Source organism: Halochromatium sp. NSM3 (assembly GCF_059621085.1).
Genome location: NZ_JCAQIA010000004.1, coordinates 12,369 through 29,034, shown reverse-complemented (window position 1 = coordinate 29,034; position 16,666 = coordinate 12,369). Strand labels below are relative to the sequence as shown.

Genomic DNA, 16,666 nt, shown 5'->3' with positions numbered 1-16,666 from the left:
CGTCTTTGAAGTCGCGCCGATGCCGATGAAACACCCCGATCACTTCATGTGAGGACCATAGTCTCCGCAAACTGCTCGAGGGTCTCGATCGGTGCCTCGCACTGAGTGCCGCAACAACGGTAAGCACGGACATGCTCGCCCGGCTGCATCGTCGTCAAGGCCGGCGGTAGCTCGGTGATCTCGACCGGGATCGCGAGCGTCAGCCGACGCGGTGCGTAGTCGCATTGCGCTATGGTCTGCCACGAACTGAGCGCGTCGCTAGGGCGTGATGCGCCGTTTCCAGGCGCCTCGAGGGACGCAGGAGCGGCACCCGCTTCCGCGCTGTTGCTCTTGCCATCTCGAGCGTTGCCAGACGGGCGAGCCGAAGATGCCCCGAAAACAGCAGTCGCATCGCCCTCAATAGGCCCACGAATCACGATCATCTCCGGCGGACTCAGCTGCTCATCGAGCGCCATCAGCAAGGTCCCATGCGCATAGGGCAGGCGTCGGATCGCCTCCGCCGCCGCGCCGAGCGTGCGCGCTGCGGCATCAAGGTATTTGGGCTCGCCGAGCAGATGCCCGAGCCGCTGCAGACTGAACGCGGCGATGCCATTGCCGGAAGGCGTCGACTCATCGGCTAGCGGCTTCGGGCGCTGCAACAGCGCCTCGTGATCGGCGCTGGTGAAGTAGAAGCCGCCATTGGCGTCATCTTGGAACTGGGTCAGCAACACCTCGGCCAGTGCCTGCGCCCAGTCCAGATCGGCGGGCTGGAACTGCGTCTGTAAGCGCTCGAGCAACGCATCGAGCAGGAAGGCATAATCGTCCAGATAGGCGTTCAAATGCGCCTTGCCATCCTTGTAGGTCGCGAGCAAGCGGCCGTCGCGCCAGAGCCGAGCGCGCATGAACGCCAGCGCGCGATCGGCCGAGTCCAGATAGTCCTCCCGGCCTAAGAGTCGGCCCGCGCGCAGCATGCCCTTGATCATCAGCGCGTTCCAAGCGGTCAGCACCTTCTCGTCGCGCCCCGGCCGCACGCGCTCGGCGCGCGCCGCGAGCAGTTTGGCCTTAGCGCTGGCCAGCAACGCAGCGGCGGCGTCGGGATCAAGCCCCTGCTCGGTGGCGACCTCGGCGAGCGTGCGATAGCCGTGCAGATGCCAGCGACCCTCGAAGTTCGGCGCCTGGTCCAGCCCGAACAGCCGGGTGATCAAGGCCAACTCATCGGCGCTCAGCAGCGCGGCGATCTGGTCGCGATCCCAGACGTAGAAACGGCCCTCCTCGCCCTCGCTGTCGGCATCCAGCGCCGAGAAGTAGCCACCCTCCTCCGACTGCATCTCGGCGATGACCCAATCGGCGGTGCCGATCGCCGCGTCGCGAAAGAGCGCCTCACCGCTGAGCTGCCAGGCATCGCAGCAGAGCGCCAGCAGCGGCCCGTTGTCGTAGAGCATCTTCTCGAAGTGCGGGATCATCCACTGATCATCGACCGAGTAGCGACAGAAGCCGCCGCCGAGCTGATCGTTGAGGCCACCGCGCACCATCCGCTCCAGCGTGAACAGGGCCATCTCGCGCGCTTGCTGGTCGGGGCTGCCGGCCGCTGCGGTCGCCGCATAATGGCGCAGCAACAGCTCCAGATTGGTCGGATGCGGGAACTTGGGCGCGCGCCCAAAGCCACCACTAACCTTGTCGTAGCTGCCGGCCAGCTGTCGACGCGCCTGATCGAGCGGCGTCAGGTCCGACAGCGGCTCGCCGACCGACCCATCCGGTCCATCAAGCTGCGACAGCGCCTTGCGCAGCGACGCATTCTGCTCGCGGATCGCGTCCGGTTGCTCGCGATAGGCGCGCTCAACGCCCAGCAGCAACTCTTGAAACGACGGCAGGCCATGCCGCTGCGTTTTCGGGAAATAGGTGCCGGCGAAGAACGGCGCCAGGTCATCCGGGGTCAGGAACACCGTCAGCGGCCAACCGCCAGTGCGCTGGGCGAGCAGCTGGTGCGCGGTCTGATAGATCTTATCGAGATCCGGCCGCTCCTCCCGATCGACCTTAATATTGACGAAGAGCCGGTTCATCAGCTTCGCCGTGGTTTCGTCCTCGAACGACTCGTGTGCCATCACATGGCACCAATGGCAGGCCGAGTAGCCAATCGAGAGCAGGATCGGCTTATCCTCGGCGCGCGCCAGCGCCAGCGCTTCTTCGCACCAAGGCCACCAGTGCACCGGGTTCTCGGCATGCTGTTGCAGATAGGGGCTGGTGGTCTCGGCGAGTCGATTACGCTCGCCGCTGCTCGGTTGAGCAGTGCTCGGGTCGGTCTCGGGCATGGGATGGCCTCGCGCGGTCAGCAGTTCGGATGACCTCTGACAGTGGCTCCCGCGAGCGACGATATCCAGCCGTCATGCCGAGGGTAGCGGCGGCCCCTTGAGCACCAACGGCAGTCCAGCAACCGTCAGCACCACCTGCTCGGCCTGGGCCGCGATGCGCTGATGCAGGCTGCCGGCGAGGTCGCCGTAGCGCCGGGCCAGGTCGTTGACCGGGATCACGCCCATGTTGACCTCGTTGCCGACAAAGATGACCTGCCCCGGCAGCCGTGGCAGCAGCGCGTCCAGGGCTGCGAGTTCAGCGTCCAGCCGCCCTGGCTCCTCGGCCCAGAGCAGGTTCGCGAGCCAGAGCGTGAGGCATTCGACCAGCACGCAGTGACCCGCCACGCAGGCCGATTCCAACACCGCCGGCAACGCCAGCGGCTCTTCGATCAGCCCCCAGTGGTTCGGTCGCCGCGCTTGGTGCGCGACGATGCGCTCGCGCATCTCGCCATCGCTTGCGGTGGCCGTGGCCACGTAGGTCACGGGCCGCCCCGAGTCCCGCGCCAACTGCTCGGCCAGACGGCTCTTGCCCGAGCGCACCCCGCCGAGGATCAGAGTGCAACGACGCTCTTGAGTCAGGCGCTCGAGCTGAGCTAGATGTTCGTCCTCGATCATCAGGCTAGGTATCAAGGCTGATACAACAGCGTGAACATCAGCGTGCGACCGGGCTGATTGAAATAAGCCGCAGTCTCATACTGCTCGTCGAACAGGTTTTCGACCCGCGCCTGCAGCCGCAGCGCATCGCTGAACGCATAGTCGGCGCGCAAGTCGACCAGGCTGAAGCCATCGAGGCGGGTCTGGTTCGCCGCGTCATCGAAGCGGCGTCCTGAGACGAACAGGGTTCCGCCGACGCCGATGCGCCCGAACTGCCGATCGGCATCAATCTGGAAAGTCTGCTCCGGGCGGCGCGGCAACAGGTTGCCGTTCTCCGGGCCGCTCGACTCGTTACGCGGATCGAGTAGAGTCAGGTTCGCATCCATGATCCAACCGCCCAGCTCGGCGGTGGTCCAGAGTTCGAGGCCCCGGATGCGGGAGCGATCGACGTTCTCGGGCAGGTACAGCGTCGGTGTGACCTGCGTGGTCGCGATCAGGTCATCGATGTCGGTCTGGTAGAGATTCGCGGACCAACGTCCCCAAGGATGCGCGCCGGAGATGCCGACTTCGGCGCTGCGGGATTGTTCCGGGTCGAGATCGGGATTGCCGAAGCCAGGGTAGTACAGCTCGTTGAAGGTCGGCGCCTTGAACGCAGTACCGACACTCGCCGTCAGCCGCAGCCCATTGGCGAAGCCATAGCCAAGCGCGGCGTTGCCGGTGCCATGGCCGCCGAACTGCGAGTTCTCGTCCTGGCGCAGACTGAGCTGGAGATCGGTGTTCCAGAAACGCCCCAGATACTGGCCGTAATAACCGGTATTGTCGCGCGAATCATCCTCATAGGGGGTCTTGGTGGTGATCGCATCGTGACGATGATCGATCCCGAGCGTCAGCTGCTGGGCGGCCCCGAACAGGATGTCATTCTGCCAGCCGAGGTGGTCGCGGCGGGTATCGAAGCGATCCTTGAACGCATCATCGAAGAACACCCGCGACTGGTCCCAACTGCGCCCGACCTCTAGGGTGCTGGTCCAGGGCTCCAGCGGTTGCGCCCGCGCCCGCAGCCGCGCAACCTGCAAGACGGTCTTATTGCGGTTGCCGGCAAAGGCGCTGCCATCAAAGTCGACATCGCCCTCCGAGCGCATGAAGTCGCCTTCCAACGAGAGGCGATCGGAGAACCGCCAGCCAGCGCTGAGCGCGCCATTCTTGTTGGTATAGCCGTCGTCATCCGGCTCATCGACGAAGCAGCCGCCGATGAACGGCTCACCGCTGCAGGCATCGAAGCCGGCGCTCTGCTCGAAGCCGAGACTGGCATCGAGCCAGCCATCCGCGTTGCCGACCGACAAGCCGCCGCTAGCGCGCACCGTATTCTCGGAGCCGGCACCCAGACTCAACCTGGGCGTCAGCGGCTCGACGCGCTCGCGGCGGGTGAAGATCTGGATCACACCACCGATAGCCTCGGAGCCATACAGACTCGAGCGTGGGCCGCGCACCACCTCGACGCGCTCGATCTGATCGACCGGGATGTTCTCCCAAGGCGCCGTTCCGGTTGTCGCCGAGCCGACCTTGACGCCGTCGATCAGCACCAGCGTGTGACCGGAATTGGTGCCGCGCAGGAATAATGAGGAACTGGCGCCGAGCCCGCCATTGCTGGACAGCGCCACGCCGGGCAGACCACGCAGGATATCAGTCATGGTCTTGGGCTGGCGCCGATCGATCTCGGCGCGATCGATCACGCTCACCGAGGCCAACGTCTCGTCGGCGGTTTGCGCGGTGCGAGTGGCGGTGACCACAATCGGGGGCAGGTTGGTGATCGCTTCAACCTGAGCATGCAAGGGCCCGGCCCACAGCAGGGTCCATAGCGGAGCCGATGGCAGCGCCAGGAGGGCGCATGACGGCAACGGCCACCACGTCGAAGCGTATCTTGAGTGAATCATCTAGGGTGTCCTCTGAGGTCTCACCACCCGTGAGACGCGTTGGGGCGAATGGCCCGCTCGAGGACAAAAAAAGCCGCCCTCTCTGCGGCACCAGCGTGTCGCAGAAGGCCGGTCTCCGGGCTCGTGAGCCGGTCTCGACGCAAAAATCTGCGTCGAGACCGAGGCGCGTCACCTTCCCATGGCCCGTGAATGGGCCACAGTGGCATCCGATCGCGCCTTAACTCACCTACCGTTGCGGGGGCAGCGCCGGCTTCGCGGATGCGATGGAGCATCCGCCGGACCGGCTTCCCGTTTCACCTTGCATCAACCGCAAGGCACCTCCTGCATGACACGAGGACTCTAGGGTTATTCCTCGGCTCGGTCAATGCGAGGCCAACACGCCCATGATATATGTCAGATGGGTACCGACAAGCCTATGGCGGGGATCAGTCAGTCGGCTATCATCCGCCTCGGTCGCCTTCTTCCTCATCGCCACGTCGAGCCAGCCATGTCAGAGCACGAACAACCGAGCGACCCGCGCAAGGGATCGAAAAGCCAGCCGGCCAATTCCCTGCCCTATGTGGTCGCTGTGGGCGCCTCGGCGGGTGGACTCGACGCGCTCGAGCGCTTCTTCCAATCGCTCCCGGTGCAGACCGGCGCGGCCTTCGTCGTGATCCAGCACCTGTCGCCGGATCACAAGAGCATGATGGCCAACCTGCTCGGGCGCTATACCTCGATGCCGGTAACCACGGTCGAGGACGGCATGACGATCGAGCCCGATCGCATCTACCTGATCCCGCCGGCGAGCATGATGAGCGTCTCTGGCACCGAGCTGCAGCTGCGCCCGAAGAGTCCGCGCGGCCTCGCCTTGCCGATCGACCTGTTCTTCAGCTCCCTGGCCAGCGCCTATGGCAATCGCGCCATCGCCGTCGTCCTCTCCGGCACCGGCTCCGATGGCACCCGGGGGGCCGTCGCCATCAACGACGCCGGCGGCCTGCTGTTATCGCAAGACCCGGAATCGGCCAAATTCGACGGCATGCCGCGCAGCGTCATCGCCACCAGCCTGGTCGACGCCATCCTGCCGCCGGAAGAACTCGGCCCGCGCATCCTCGATCACATCAGCCATGCGCCGCGCGCGCGCGCCATACACTACGGTAGCAGCGGCCCCAGTATCAGCTACGACCGCGAGAGCGCGCTCGAGGAGGTGCTGCACCTGCTGCATCATCAGGGCGGCATCAACTTCCGCGACTACAAGCCGGCCACCGTGATGCGCCGCATCGAGCGGCGCATGCAGGTGCGTCATGTGTCCGATCTCGAGCACTACGTCAAGCTGCTCGATGGCGATGTCAGCGAACTGCATGCGCTGCGCCGAGAGATGCTGATCCCGGTCACCAACTTCTTCCGCGACACCGAATCCTTCGAGGCGCTGGCCGAGAAGGTCGTGCTGCCCATCGTCAAGGACCACACCGAGAACCAGCCGATCCGCGTCTGGGTGCCCGGCGTGTCCACCGGCGAGGAGGCCTATTCGATCGCGATCCTCTTCGCCGAGGCCTTCGACACGCTGCGTCGCTGGCCCGACTTCAAGCTCTTCGCCACCGATGTCGAGCAGCACAATGTCGATACCGGCAGCGCCGGCATGTTCTCCGAATCGATCGCCGCCGAGGTCTCGCCGGAACGCCTCGAGCGCTTCTTCTACAAACGCGGCAATCACTACATCGTCAAGAACGACCTGCGCCATAACATCGTCTTCGCCAAGCACAATCTGCTCGAAGACCCGCCGTTCACGCGCATGGACCTGGTCTCCTGCCGCAATCTGCTGATCTATTTCCGCAACGACGCCCAGGACCGGGTGATGCGCCGGCTCCAATACGCGCTGGCGCCCGGCGGCTACCTGTTCCTCGGCTCGAGCGAGAGCATCTCCAGCGTGCAACAGGATTTCAGCGCCGTCAGCTCCAAGCACAAGCTCTATCGCATCCTGCGCCACGGCGCGCCGCCGCTCGAGTCGCACGCCCCGATCGGGCGCCACGTCACCAGCGGCAAACGCCCCGGCGCGCAGCGCGCACGCACCAACAGCGATGCGGCCGCCATCGATGCCGGCCAAGCGGTGCTGCTGCGCGGCTATGCCCCGGTCAGTCTGCTGCTCAACACGCGGCAGGAGTTGCTGCACGTCTTCGGGGACGTCTCGCGCTATCTGTCCATCGGCGAGGGCAGCGCGACCCTGGATATCGGCAAGCTGCTGCCGGCCTCGATCGCACCGGTCGCCCAAGCCCTGCTGCACAAGGTGGCTGTGAGCAAGGAGTCGGTGCGCTCGGATATCCTGCACGTCAAGCTCGCGCACGCTCAGAGCGAGCGCGTGCGCCTGGTGGTGCGCCATGTCCCGCAAGAGGGCACCGACGGCTACCTGATGCTCTCATTCGAGCCGGAACCAACCTTGCAGCTCGAGGCCGATGCCGAGTCGGTGCAGACCATGGACCTCAGCGCCGAATCGGCCGACCGCCTGGAGACGCTCGAGCGCGAACTGGCGGTCACCCGCGAGAGCCTGCAGGCCACCATCGAGGAGCTGGAGACCGCCAACGAGGAGCTGCAAGCCACCAATGAGGAGCTGATGGCCTCGAACGAGGAGCTGCAAAGCTCCAACGAGGAATTGCAATCGGTCAACGAGGAGCTCTACACAGTCAACTCCGAGAACCAGGAGAAGATCGAGATCCTCAACCGCCTCAACGCCGACCTCGATAGCATGGCCCAGGCGGCGGCCATCGCCACCATCTTCGTCGATCACGACCTGAAACTGACGCGCTTCACGCCCGAGGCGACCAAGCTGTTCAAGATCCGCGAGGCCGACCTCGGACGCGCCATCGATGATTTCACCAACCTCCTCGACTATCCCGACTTCTTCGCCGAACTGAGGCGCACGATCCACGACGGCGACATGCTCCAGCGCGAGGTGCCCGCCGTCAACGACCGTGTCTATCTCGCCCGGGTCCTGCCCTATGCGGTGCGTCCCGGTGTGCCCCGGGGCGCGGTGGCGACCTTCGTCGATGTCACCACCCTGCGCGACATCGAGCGCATGCAATCGGTGTTGGACTCACTCCCCGAGCATGTTGCGGTGCTCGACGCCAGCGGGCGCATCACCATGATCAACCAGGCCTGGCGCCAGTTCGCCTGCGGCAATGGCGACCCCGATCTGGCCAGAAGCGGACCGGGCAGCAGCTATCTGGAGGCCTGCCAGTCTGGTGCAAACGCCACCGATGGCGACTATGCTGAGAAGGCTGCGGAGGGCCTGCGGGCACTGCTCGCGGGGGAGCACGACAGCTTTGCGATGGAGTACCCTTGCCATTCGCCAGAGATCGAGCGTTGGTTCCTGATGCACGCGGCGCCCATTCAGCACCCAGGGGGTGGGGTCGTCGTCAGTCATATCGACATCAGCGCCTGGAAACGAGAAGAAGATCAAACCGGCTGATTCCCCCCAGCACCCTGCCAGCACCTGCGATCGGTTTTCCGGTGACGGGCTGTCGGCGATCGGCACCCATGATCGGCGCCTGCGGCGGCCCGAGCGGGACCGCCACAGCGCGGCCGTCGATATGAGCGATGATGACAGACTCCAACGACTCCCAGTCCACCGACACCGATAGCGCGCTCGAACTCGAGCAACTGCGCGAGGGCGCACTCTCGGCGCTGCGTGAAGGGCGCTTCGATCTCGCCGAGGATCTGATCGCCAGCGGCAATGTCGATCTCCAGGCGCTGATCGAGAATGTGCGCATCTATCAAGCCGAACTCGAGATCCAGAACGAGGAACTCACCCGCAGCCAAGCGGCCGCGAACAGCGCCTTGGAGCGCTTCACCGCGCTCTTCCAAAGCGCACCGATCGCCGAACTGGTGATCGACCGGCACGGACTCATCATCTCGGCCAATCCGGCGGCGAGCGAACTCTTCGCGTTGCGTGATCTGCGCGTCCATCATCATTTCCTGCTGCGTCTGATCAACGAACACGATCGCGGCGGTTTTCTCGATCTGCTGCGCCAACTCACCCACCAAAGCCAACAGCCGCAGACCGCGCGCCCGGAACTGAAGTTCATGACCACCGAAGGTCACGAATTCTTCGGCGATCTGCACGGCGCCCGTCTGCCCGACGCGCCCGACGGCGAGCTGCGGCTGCTCTGCGCGATCGTCGATCGCACCGCGATCGTGCAACAGCAGCGCGAGTTGAGCCAAGCCTATGATCGGCTCGCCAGCACCCAGGAGGCCTACCACGTCCTCACCGACTACAGCCCGGATTGGGATTACTGGATCAGCCCCGTGGGGAACTTCATCCATGTCTCGCCGGGCTGCCGCCGGGTCACCGGTTATAGCGCCCAGGCCTTTCTCGATGATCCGCAACTGATCGAGCGTCTGTTGCACCCCGACGACCGTGCGACCTGGAATGAACATCTGACGCACGCGCTGAGCCCCCAGGCCGATGCCCAGCGCAGCATACTGCTCCGGCTTCGCCATCGCGATGGCGAGTGGCGCTGGATCGAGCACGAATGCCGCGCGGTGATGGCCGACGATGGCCGCTACCTCGGGCGCCGCGGGGTCAACCGGGATGTGACCGCGCGCCAGGCGATGGAAGCGTCAGTCCACGAACTGCGCAACATGCTCGTCGATGCCGAGCGCATCGCCAAGACCGGCGCCTGGTCTTGGGAGATCGACAAGGATCTGATCCAGGTCTCGCCGGGCTGGCAACGCATTTGTGGCGCCGAGCGCACGGCCTACTCCTGCGCCGAACTCAGCCAAGCGTTCGCGCATCCCGAGGATCGCAAGCGGGTCGAGGCCGCCGCGCGCAAGACGCTCGCCAAGGGCAAGGGCTGCGAGCTTGAGCACCGCATCAGACGCGCCAGCGATGACAGCACACGCTGGCTGCGAACCCGCGCCGAGGTGGTCAAGGACGCGAGCGGCAAGGTCACGATCCTGCGTGGCACCGGTGTCGATATCACCGCCGAGATCGAGGCCAAGGCCCAGCTCCAGGAGAGCGAGAAACGCTTTCGCGCGCTGTTCGAGTCCGCCGCCGAAGGCATGCTGGTGATGCAGCGCAACAGATTCACCGAGGTCAATCAAGCCGCGCTGCGCATGCTCGGCTACGAGGACGCCGAGGCCGTCATCGGCAAGCGCGCGTATGAACTCTCGCCGCCCGTGCAACCCGATGGCGAATCCTCCAAGATCAAAGACGAGCAGCTCTTGGAGCAAGCCCCCGGCAAGACCTTGCGCTTTGAATGGCTGCATCAACAGGGCGATGGCGCGCCGTTGCTGGTCGAGGTCACCCAGGTACCGGTCGAACTCGAAGGCGAGCCCGCCTACTTCCTGCACTGGCATGACCGCACCGAGGAGGCCAAGGCCCGCCAGCGCGAGCGCCAGGCCACGACCGTGTTCGAGAATAGCGCCGAGGCGATCATGGTCACCGACGCCGAGCAGCGGATACTCGCCGTCAATCGCGCCTTCACCGAGATCACCGGCTACGCGGAAGCCGAGATCCTCGGTCGTCAGCCGAAACTGCTCGGCTCCGGCTATCAGGACGCGGCCTTTTTCGAGAGCATGTGGCAGATGATCGATCACACCGGCGCCTGGCGCGGTGAGATCTGGAACCGACGCAAGGATGGCGAGACCTATCCGGCGCGCATGACCATCACCAGCGTGCGCGATGAGCATGGCCAGTTGCTCAACTACATCGGCATCTTCAACGATATCAGCGAGGCCAAACGTTCCGAGGAGGAACTCTACCGCCTGGCCCACAATGATGCCTTGACCGGGCTGCCGAACCGCACCCTGCTGCGCGCGCGCATGGAGCAGTCGCTGCAGCGGGCCAAACGCGACAACCGGATGCTGGCACTGCTGTTCGTCGACCTCGACCTGTTCAAGAACGTCAACGACAGCCTCGGCCACTCGATTGGCGATGAGCTGCTCAAAAATGTCGCGAACGCCATCGAGCACGAGGTGCGCAAGGCCGACACCGTCGCTCGTCTTGGTGGTGATGAGTTCGTCATCCTGATGGATGGCATCGATGATCCGTCCACCGCCGCGCATCTTGCCGAGCGTCTCTGTCAGCTCGTCTCGCAACCCTTCCTGGTCGCCGATCGCGAGCTGCGCCTGACCGCCAGCGTCGGCGTCAGCCTGTTCCCAAACGATGGCAAGAGCATGGACAGCCTGTTGAGCAACGCCGATCTGGCGATGTATCGCGCCAAGGACCAGGGGCGCAACACCTACCGCTTCTTCGAGGCCGAGATGACCGCGCGCGCGATGCAGCGACTGCATCTCGAGACCGCGCTGCGCGGGGCCCTGGCCCGCAACGAGCTGGAACTGCTCTACCAGCCGCAGTTCGAACTCAAGCACGGCCGCATCCTCGGCGCCGAGGCGCTGCTGCGCTGGACGCATCCGGAGTTGGGCAAGGTGTCGCCGGCGGACTTCATCCCGATCGCCGAGGAGATCGGACTCATCAGCGAACTCGGCGGTTGGGTGCTGGAACAGGCCTGCCTGCAACTGAGCGCCTGGGATGCAAGCGGATTCAAGCTCAAGCGCCTGGCGGTGAATGTCTCGGTGCAACAGGTCGAGCGTCTCGATCTCGTTGATGAGATCAACGCCATCCTCAAGCGAACCGGCGTCGCCCCGGGGCGGATCGAACTCGAGGTGACCGAATCCTTGCTCATGCGCAACGTCGAGCGCGTGGTCGCCAATCTGAACGCCTTGCGCAAGCTGGGCGTGACCCTCGCCATCGATGACTTCGGCTCCGGCTTCTCCTCGCTCGGCTATCTGAAGACACTGCCGATCAGCCGGCTCAAGATCGACAAGAGCTTCATCGATGGGGTGACGGTGGATGACAATGACGACGCCATCGCCCGCGCCATCATCGCCCTTGCCCGGACCTTGGGGCTGGAGGTCATCGCCGAAGGGGTTGAAACCCCAGCGCAAGCCGACTTTCTCGAACACGAAGGCTGTGATGAGGTGCAAGGCTATCTGTTCGGTCGCCCGATGCCCGCAGATGCGCTACGCCAGTTGGACGCCGACAGGCGCTAACCCGCTCGCCTCATCGGGCCTTTTGCGTCACTATAGGGGCTCGTTTCCTGTGTTCGCCACAGTCCTGCCAGCGTCGAGGGTAGACGCACGCGACAATGGATCATCGCAAACTGGATCATCGCAAACCCAAGCAATCGCGCCAGCAGCCGCCGACCCGGCAGCCGCCGCTCCAGCCGACGTCGTTGGAGGCATCCCCGCGCACCAGCGAGGCCCCTTATCGGCTCTTGGTCGAGCAGCAGACGGATTTGATCGTCCAGGTCGACCTCGAGGGTCGCTTCCTGTTCGTCAACGCCGGTTATTGCAAGACCTTCGATAAGCGCGAGGACGAGCTGATCGGTCAGCGGTTCATGCCGCTGGTGCATCCAGATGATCGCGCCGAGACCGAAGCGGCGATGGCGACGCTCGACCAACCCCCGCACCGCTGCTACCTCGAACAACGGGCCATGACCCGCGACGGCTGGCGTTGGTTCGGCTGGTCCGACGCTGCGGTGCTCGATGAGCACGGCCAGGTCACCGCGATCATCGGCATCGGCCGCGACATTCATGAGCAGAAGCTCGCGCAGCTACAGCTCCTGCAGACTCAACGCATGCTCGAGCTGGCTCTCGAGTCCGGCGGCATCGGCACCTATACCGCCGATTTCACCACCGGCGAGGTGTTCATCGACGACCGCTACCTGGCCCAGATCGGCTATGAACCCGGCCAGACTCAGGTCACCTATGACTGGTGGCGCGCGAACGTCCATCCCGAGGACATGGCTCGCTTCGCCGATCAAACCGAGCAGGTCATGTTCGGCGGCCTGGATGACTTTACCGCTGAATATCGCTTTCGCCATTGTGATGGGCACTGGGTCTGGATCCAGGACCACGCGCGCGTCTACGATCGCGACCCGGACGGTGTCGCGCTCGCGGCCAGCGGCCTGCGCATCGACATCACCCGCCGCAAGGAGGCCGAGCTACAGCTCGCTTACCATGCCGAGCACGATCCGCTGACCGATCTGCTCAACCGGCGCGGCATGTGGCGCGCGATCCGTAGCATCCAGGCGCAAAGCCAGCGCGGGCAACGCCCGCACGCCATCGCCATCCTCGATCTTGATTTTTTCAAACGCATCAACGATGAACATGGTCATCTCGTCGGCGATCAGATGCTCCAGCGGATCGCCACACTGCTGCGCGACAACACCCGCGAGGCCGACTGGATCGCGCGCTGGGGTGGCGAGGAGTTCCTGATCCTGATGCCCGATACCAACCTGATGCAGGCGCGGGGCTTCATCGAGCGCCTGCGCCAGCAGATCGAAACCACGCGTTTCCTGATCGACGATCGCGCGCTGCAGATCACCGTCAGCGTCGGCCTGACCGCCGCACGTCTCGACGAAGACGACAGCCAGGACGCCTTGGTCAGTCGCGCCGATAACGCGCTCTACGCGGCCAAGACGGCCGGTCGTAATCGGGTCTATACCGAGGCCGACCTGGATGCCGGCGTGGATTCCAACGCGGATTAAAGTCGCTGTCCATTGTCGACTGCCCGATCATTGCTGGCCAGTCGTTGCCGGCCAGTGGTTGCCGAACGGCGGCGCTCGAGTCGGGAAGCCGTTAGGTGCTTTCCGAGCCGCCCTGCAAGTTGCATGAGCCGGCTATACTGAGCACTCACCCCCCTGTTTGAGATCACCGCTTGTCCATGTCTGTCATCCGTTCCGATGATTTGATCAGCAGCATCGCCGATGCGCTGCAATACATCTCCTACTTCCATCCGCCGGACTATATCCGTGCCCTGAGCGCCGCCTACGCGGCCGAGGAGTCGCCCGCAGCCAAGGATGCGATGGCCCAGATCCTGATCAACTCGCGGCTCTGCGCCGAGGGGCAACGGCCGATCTGCCAGGACACCGGCATCGTCATCGCCTTCCTGAAGGTGGGCATGGACCTGCGCTGGGACAGCGAGCTGAGCCTGCAGCAGATGGTCGATGAGGGCGTGCGGCGTGCCTACACCGATCCCGACAACATCCTGCGCGCGTCCATCGTCGCGCCGCCGTTCGGCGAACGGCGCAACACCGGCGACAACACCCCGGCCATCGTGCATACCGAGCTGGTGCCCGGAAAGACGCTCGAGGTGCAGCTCGCCGCGAAAGGCGGTGGCTCCGAGAACAAGTCCCGTTTCGCCATCCTGACGCCTAGCGCGAGTATCGTCGATTGGGTGCTCGAACAGCTCCCGAGCATGGGCGCCGGCTGGTGCCCGCCCGGCATCCTCGGGCTCGGCATCGGTGGCTCCGCCGAGAAGGCGATGCTGATGGCCAAGGCCGCCATCAACGAGCCGATCGATCTGCATGAACTCAAGGCCCGCAGCCCAGCCAACGCGCTCGAGGAGATGCGTCTAGAGATCCACGAGAAGGTCAATGCCCTCGGCATCGGCGCCCAAGGTCTGGGTGGCCTGACCACCGTGCTCGATGTGAAGATCCAGACCTTCCCGACCCATGCCGCCTCCTTGCCCGTCGCGCTGATCCCGAACTGCGCCGCGACCCGTCATTGCCATTTCACCCTCGACGGCTCCGGCCCGGCACGGCTCGCACCGCCATCATTGGATAACTGGCCCGAGATCGCCTGGGACGCCGCCGCTGGCGCCCGGCGCGTCGACCTCGACCAGATCACCCGCGCGCAGATCGAGACCTGGCAGCCCGGCGAGCGCCTACTGCTCTCCGGCAAGCTGCTGACCGGCCGCGATGCCGCCCACAAGCGCCTCGTCGACCTCCTCAACCGTGGCGAACCGTTGCCCGAGGGCGTCGACCTGACCAACCGTTTCCTCTACTACGTCGGCCCGGTCGACCCGGTGCGCGACGAGGTCGTCGGCCCCGCCGGGCCGACCACTTCCACCCGCATGGATCGCTTCACCGATCCGCTGTTGGAACAGACCGGTCTGATCGGCATGATCGGCAAGGCCGAGCGCGGCCCCGAGGCGATCGACGCCATCCGCCGCCATCGCGCGGTCTATCTGATCGCGATCGGCGGCGCCGCCTACTTGGTCTCCAAGGCGATCAAATCGGCGCGCGTCATCGCCTTCGAGGATCTGGGCATGGAGGCGATCCGCGAATTCGAGGTCGTCGACATGCCGGTCACCGTCGCCGTCGACAGCCAGGGGGTCTCGGTACACGAGACCGGCCCGCAGCAATGGCGCTCGCGTATCGCCGAGATTGCCGTTAAGGTTGAGTGATCTTCCCGCGCCCGTGCGGCGGCATCGTTTCGTCGTCGAAGCGGCCTGAATCCGGCCTAAATCCGCAGCGCCCGAACGGCAGGAGCGAACAGTGACTCAGCAACAGGCATTTCGCATCCATCAGGACGACGACGGCCATCGCGCCGGCGTTGAATCGATTGCGATCACAGCGCCGCAGCAAGGCGAGGTCTTGCTCCGCGTGAGTGCATCTGGCGTCAACTACAAGGATGCCCTCGCCGGCACCGGCCGAGGCAAGGTGATCAAGCGCTTCCCGCTCACCGGCGGGATCGATGCCGCTGGCATCGTCGAGCAATCGGAACATCCCTGCTGGAAACCGGGCGACGCGGCCATCGCCACCGGCTTCGGCATGGCCTTCGACCACGACGGCGGCTATGCCGAGACGCTCTGCGCGCCCGGCGACTGGCTCGCGCCCATGCCCAAGGCGTTCGACCCGCGCCAGGCGATGATCCTCGGCACCGCCGGTTTCACCGCCGCGCTCGCCGTGCACCGGCTCTTGGTCAACGGCCAGCACCCCGGCCTCGGCCCGATCTTGGTCACCGGCGCCAGCGGTGGCGTTGGCTGTATCGCCATCAGCATCCTTGCTCAACTCGGCTTCGAGGTCGTCGCCGTCTCCAGCAAACAGGCGCTGCACGACTGGCTGACCAGCCTCGGCGCGAGCCGCATCATCGGCCGCGATGAACTCCCCGGCGGTGATCGTCCGCTTGAAAAGGCGGTCTGGGGTGGCGCGATCGACAACGTCGGCGGCGCCATGCTCGCACAGATCACGCGTACCCTGGCGCCCAACGGCAACATCGCCAGCATTGGCCTCGCCGGCGGTACCGCGCTCGAGACCACGGTGATGCCCTTCATCCTGCGCGGGATCGGCCTACTCGGCTGCAATTCGGTTGATGTGCCCTTCCCGCTGCGCGCCGACCTCTGGCGCCGCCTTGCGAGTGATTGGCGCCCCGCCGACCTCGACACTTTGGCCAGCGACCAGGTTGACCTACATGGATTACCGGCGGTGTTCGAGAACATGCTGGCCGGCAAGACCCATGGCCGCATTCTGGTCATGCCAAACTAGCGTCCAGCCAAGGCCCGTCTAAGATCCATCCAAGATCCGCCCAATGCCTGCGTCTGTTTGTAGATCTTCTCAGCATCCAGACATCCACTTGAACAGATGAAGTCTCAAAACGTGCCCCAAACCATCCCCATCACCGACCACCAACGCCGCTGGCTGAAGAAGCAGGCGCATCATCTCAAGCCCGTGGTCCAGCTCGGCGCCGCAGGCCTCAGCGAGGCCGTGCTCGCCGAGGTCGAGCTTGCGCTCGAGCATCACGAGCTGATCAAGGTCAAGGTGCCCGGCGGTGATCACGATGAACGCGATGCCATCGTCGACACCATCGCCGAGCGTGCCCAGGCCGATCTCGTGCAGCGCATCGGCAACACCGCAAGCTACTTTCGCGCCAACCCGGAACGCCGTGATCGCATCCTGCTGCCGCTCTGAACCTTGCTCGTCCACCGCATGATCCTCAGCATCTGTAATAGAGGTCCGGCCGCTGCTAAAGATCCGCCCTTTCTCAAGGTCGAGCTGT

The 16,666-nt window shown here is 64.9% G+C and carries 9 protein-coding genes and 1 riboswitch; of the genes, 6 read left to right on the top strand and 3 right to left on the bottom strand.

Translation table 11 applies throughout. The annotated features are described in order from the left end of the window. Positions 1–44: 44 nt before the first annotated feature. The 3 genes from AC54T3_RS02775 to btuB all read right to left on the bottom strand — a co-directional run bounded on the left by AC54T3_RS02775 (position 45) and on the right by btuB (position 4,750). Positions 45–2,288 carry a thioredoxin domain-containing protein gene (locus tag AC54T3_RS02775; protein WP_496622137.1) on the bottom strand — a complete coding sequence of 748 codons (2,244 nt, stop codon included), beginning with the start codon at positions 2,286–2,288 and terminating at the stop codon, positions 45–47. A 72-nt stretch (positions 2,289–2,360) separates the two neighbouring features. Continuing rightward, positions 2,361–2,942 (bottom strand): bifunctional adenosylcobinamide kinase/adenosylcobinamide-phosphate guanylyltransferase, encoded by a 582-nt coding sequence (gene cobU, locus AC54T3_RS02770; protein WP_496622135.1) that lies wholly within the window; start codon positions 2,940–2,942, stop codon positions 2,361–2,363. Between the two features lie 11 nt (positions 2,943–2,953). After that, positions 2,954–4,750: a TonB-dependent vitamin B12 receptor gene (gene btuB / locus AC54T3_RS02765; protein ID WP_496622133.1), complete on the bottom strand. Its 1,797-nt coding sequence runs from the start codon at positions 4,748–4,750 to the stop codon at positions 2,954–2,956. A 191-nt stretch (positions 4,751–4,941) separates the two neighbouring features. Beyond that, positions 4,942–5,189: riboswitch (cobalamin riboswitch) on the bottom strand. A gap of 150 nt (positions 5,190–5,339) precedes the next feature. Between btuB and AC54T3_RS02760 the strand changes: the two genes are divergently transcribed. From AC54T3_RS02760 to yhbY, 6 genes are all read left to right on the top strand, one after another. Further along, positions 5,340–8,291: a chemotaxis protein CheB gene (locus tag AC54T3_RS02760; protein ID WP_496622131.1), complete on the top strand. Its 2,952-nt coding sequence runs from the start codon at positions 5,340–5,342 to the stop codon at positions 8,289–8,291. A gap of 128 nt (positions 8,292–8,419) precedes the next feature. Continuing rightward, on the top strand, positions 8,420–11,875 hold the full coding sequence (locus tag AC54T3_RS02755; protein ID WP_496622129.1) for a sensor domain-containing protein: 3,456 nt from the start codon (positions 8,420–8,422) through the stop codon (positions 11,873–11,875). Between the two features lie 95 nt (positions 11,876–11,970). Continuing rightward, positions 11,971–13,374 carry a sensor domain-containing diguanylate cyclase gene (locus tag AC54T3_RS02750; protein WP_496622127.1) on the top strand — a complete coding sequence of 468 codons (1,404 nt, stop codon included), beginning with the start codon at positions 11,971–11,973 and terminating at the stop codon, positions 13,372–13,374. Positions 13,375–13,550: 176 nt separating this feature from the next. After that, positions 13,551–15,074 carry a fumarate hydratase gene (locus AC54T3_RS02745; protein ID WP_496622125.1) on the top strand — a complete coding sequence of 508 codons (1,524 nt, stop codon included), beginning with the start codon at positions 13,551–13,553 and terminating at the stop codon, positions 15,072–15,074. 91 nt (positions 15,075–15,165) lie between these two features. Next, positions 15,166–16,155: an acrylyl-CoA reductase family protein gene (locus tag AC54T3_RS02740; RefSeq protein WP_496622123.1), complete on the top strand. Its 990-nt coding sequence runs from the start codon at positions 15,166–15,168 to the stop codon at positions 16,153–16,155. 96 nt (positions 16,156–16,251) lie between these two features. Continuing rightward, entirely contained in the window at positions 16,252–16,578 is a 327-nt protein-coding gene (gene yhbY / locus AC54T3_RS02735; RefSeq protein WP_496622121.1) for a ribosome assembly RNA-binding protein YhbY, read from the top strand. The last annotated feature ends 88 nt before the right edge of the window (positions 16,579–16,666 follow it).

Excerpts from the sequence above, each read along its gene's own strand:
- AC54T3_RS02775 (WP_496622137.1), bottom strand. The coding sequence starts at position 2,288 with ATGCCCGAGACCGACCCGAGCACTGCTCAACCGAGCAGCGGCGAGCGT.
- AC54T3_RS02750 (WP_496622127.1), top strand. The coding sequence starts at position 11,971 with ATGGATCATCGCAAACTGGATCATCGCAAACCCAAGCAATCGCGCCAG.
- cobU (WP_496622135.1), bottom strand. The coding sequence starts at position 2,942 with ATGATCGAGGACGAACATCTAGCTCAGCTCGAGCGCCTGACTCAAGAG.
- yhbY (WP_496622121.1), top strand. The coding sequence starts at position 16,252 with ATGAAGTCTCAAAACGTGCCCCAAACCATCCCCATCACCGACCACCAA.
- AC54T3_RS02745 (WP_496622125.1), top strand. The coding sequence starts at position 13,551 with ATGTCTGTCATCCGTTCCGATGATTTGATCAGCAGCATCGCCGATGCG.
- AC54T3_RS02760 (WP_496622131.1), top strand. The coding sequence starts at position 5,340 with ATGTCAGAGCACGAACAACCGAGCGACCCGCGCAAGGGATCGAAAAGC.
- AC54T3_RS02755 (WP_496622129.1), top strand. The coding sequence starts at position 8,420 with ATGATGACAGACTCCAACGACTCCCAGTCCACCGACACCGATAGCGCG.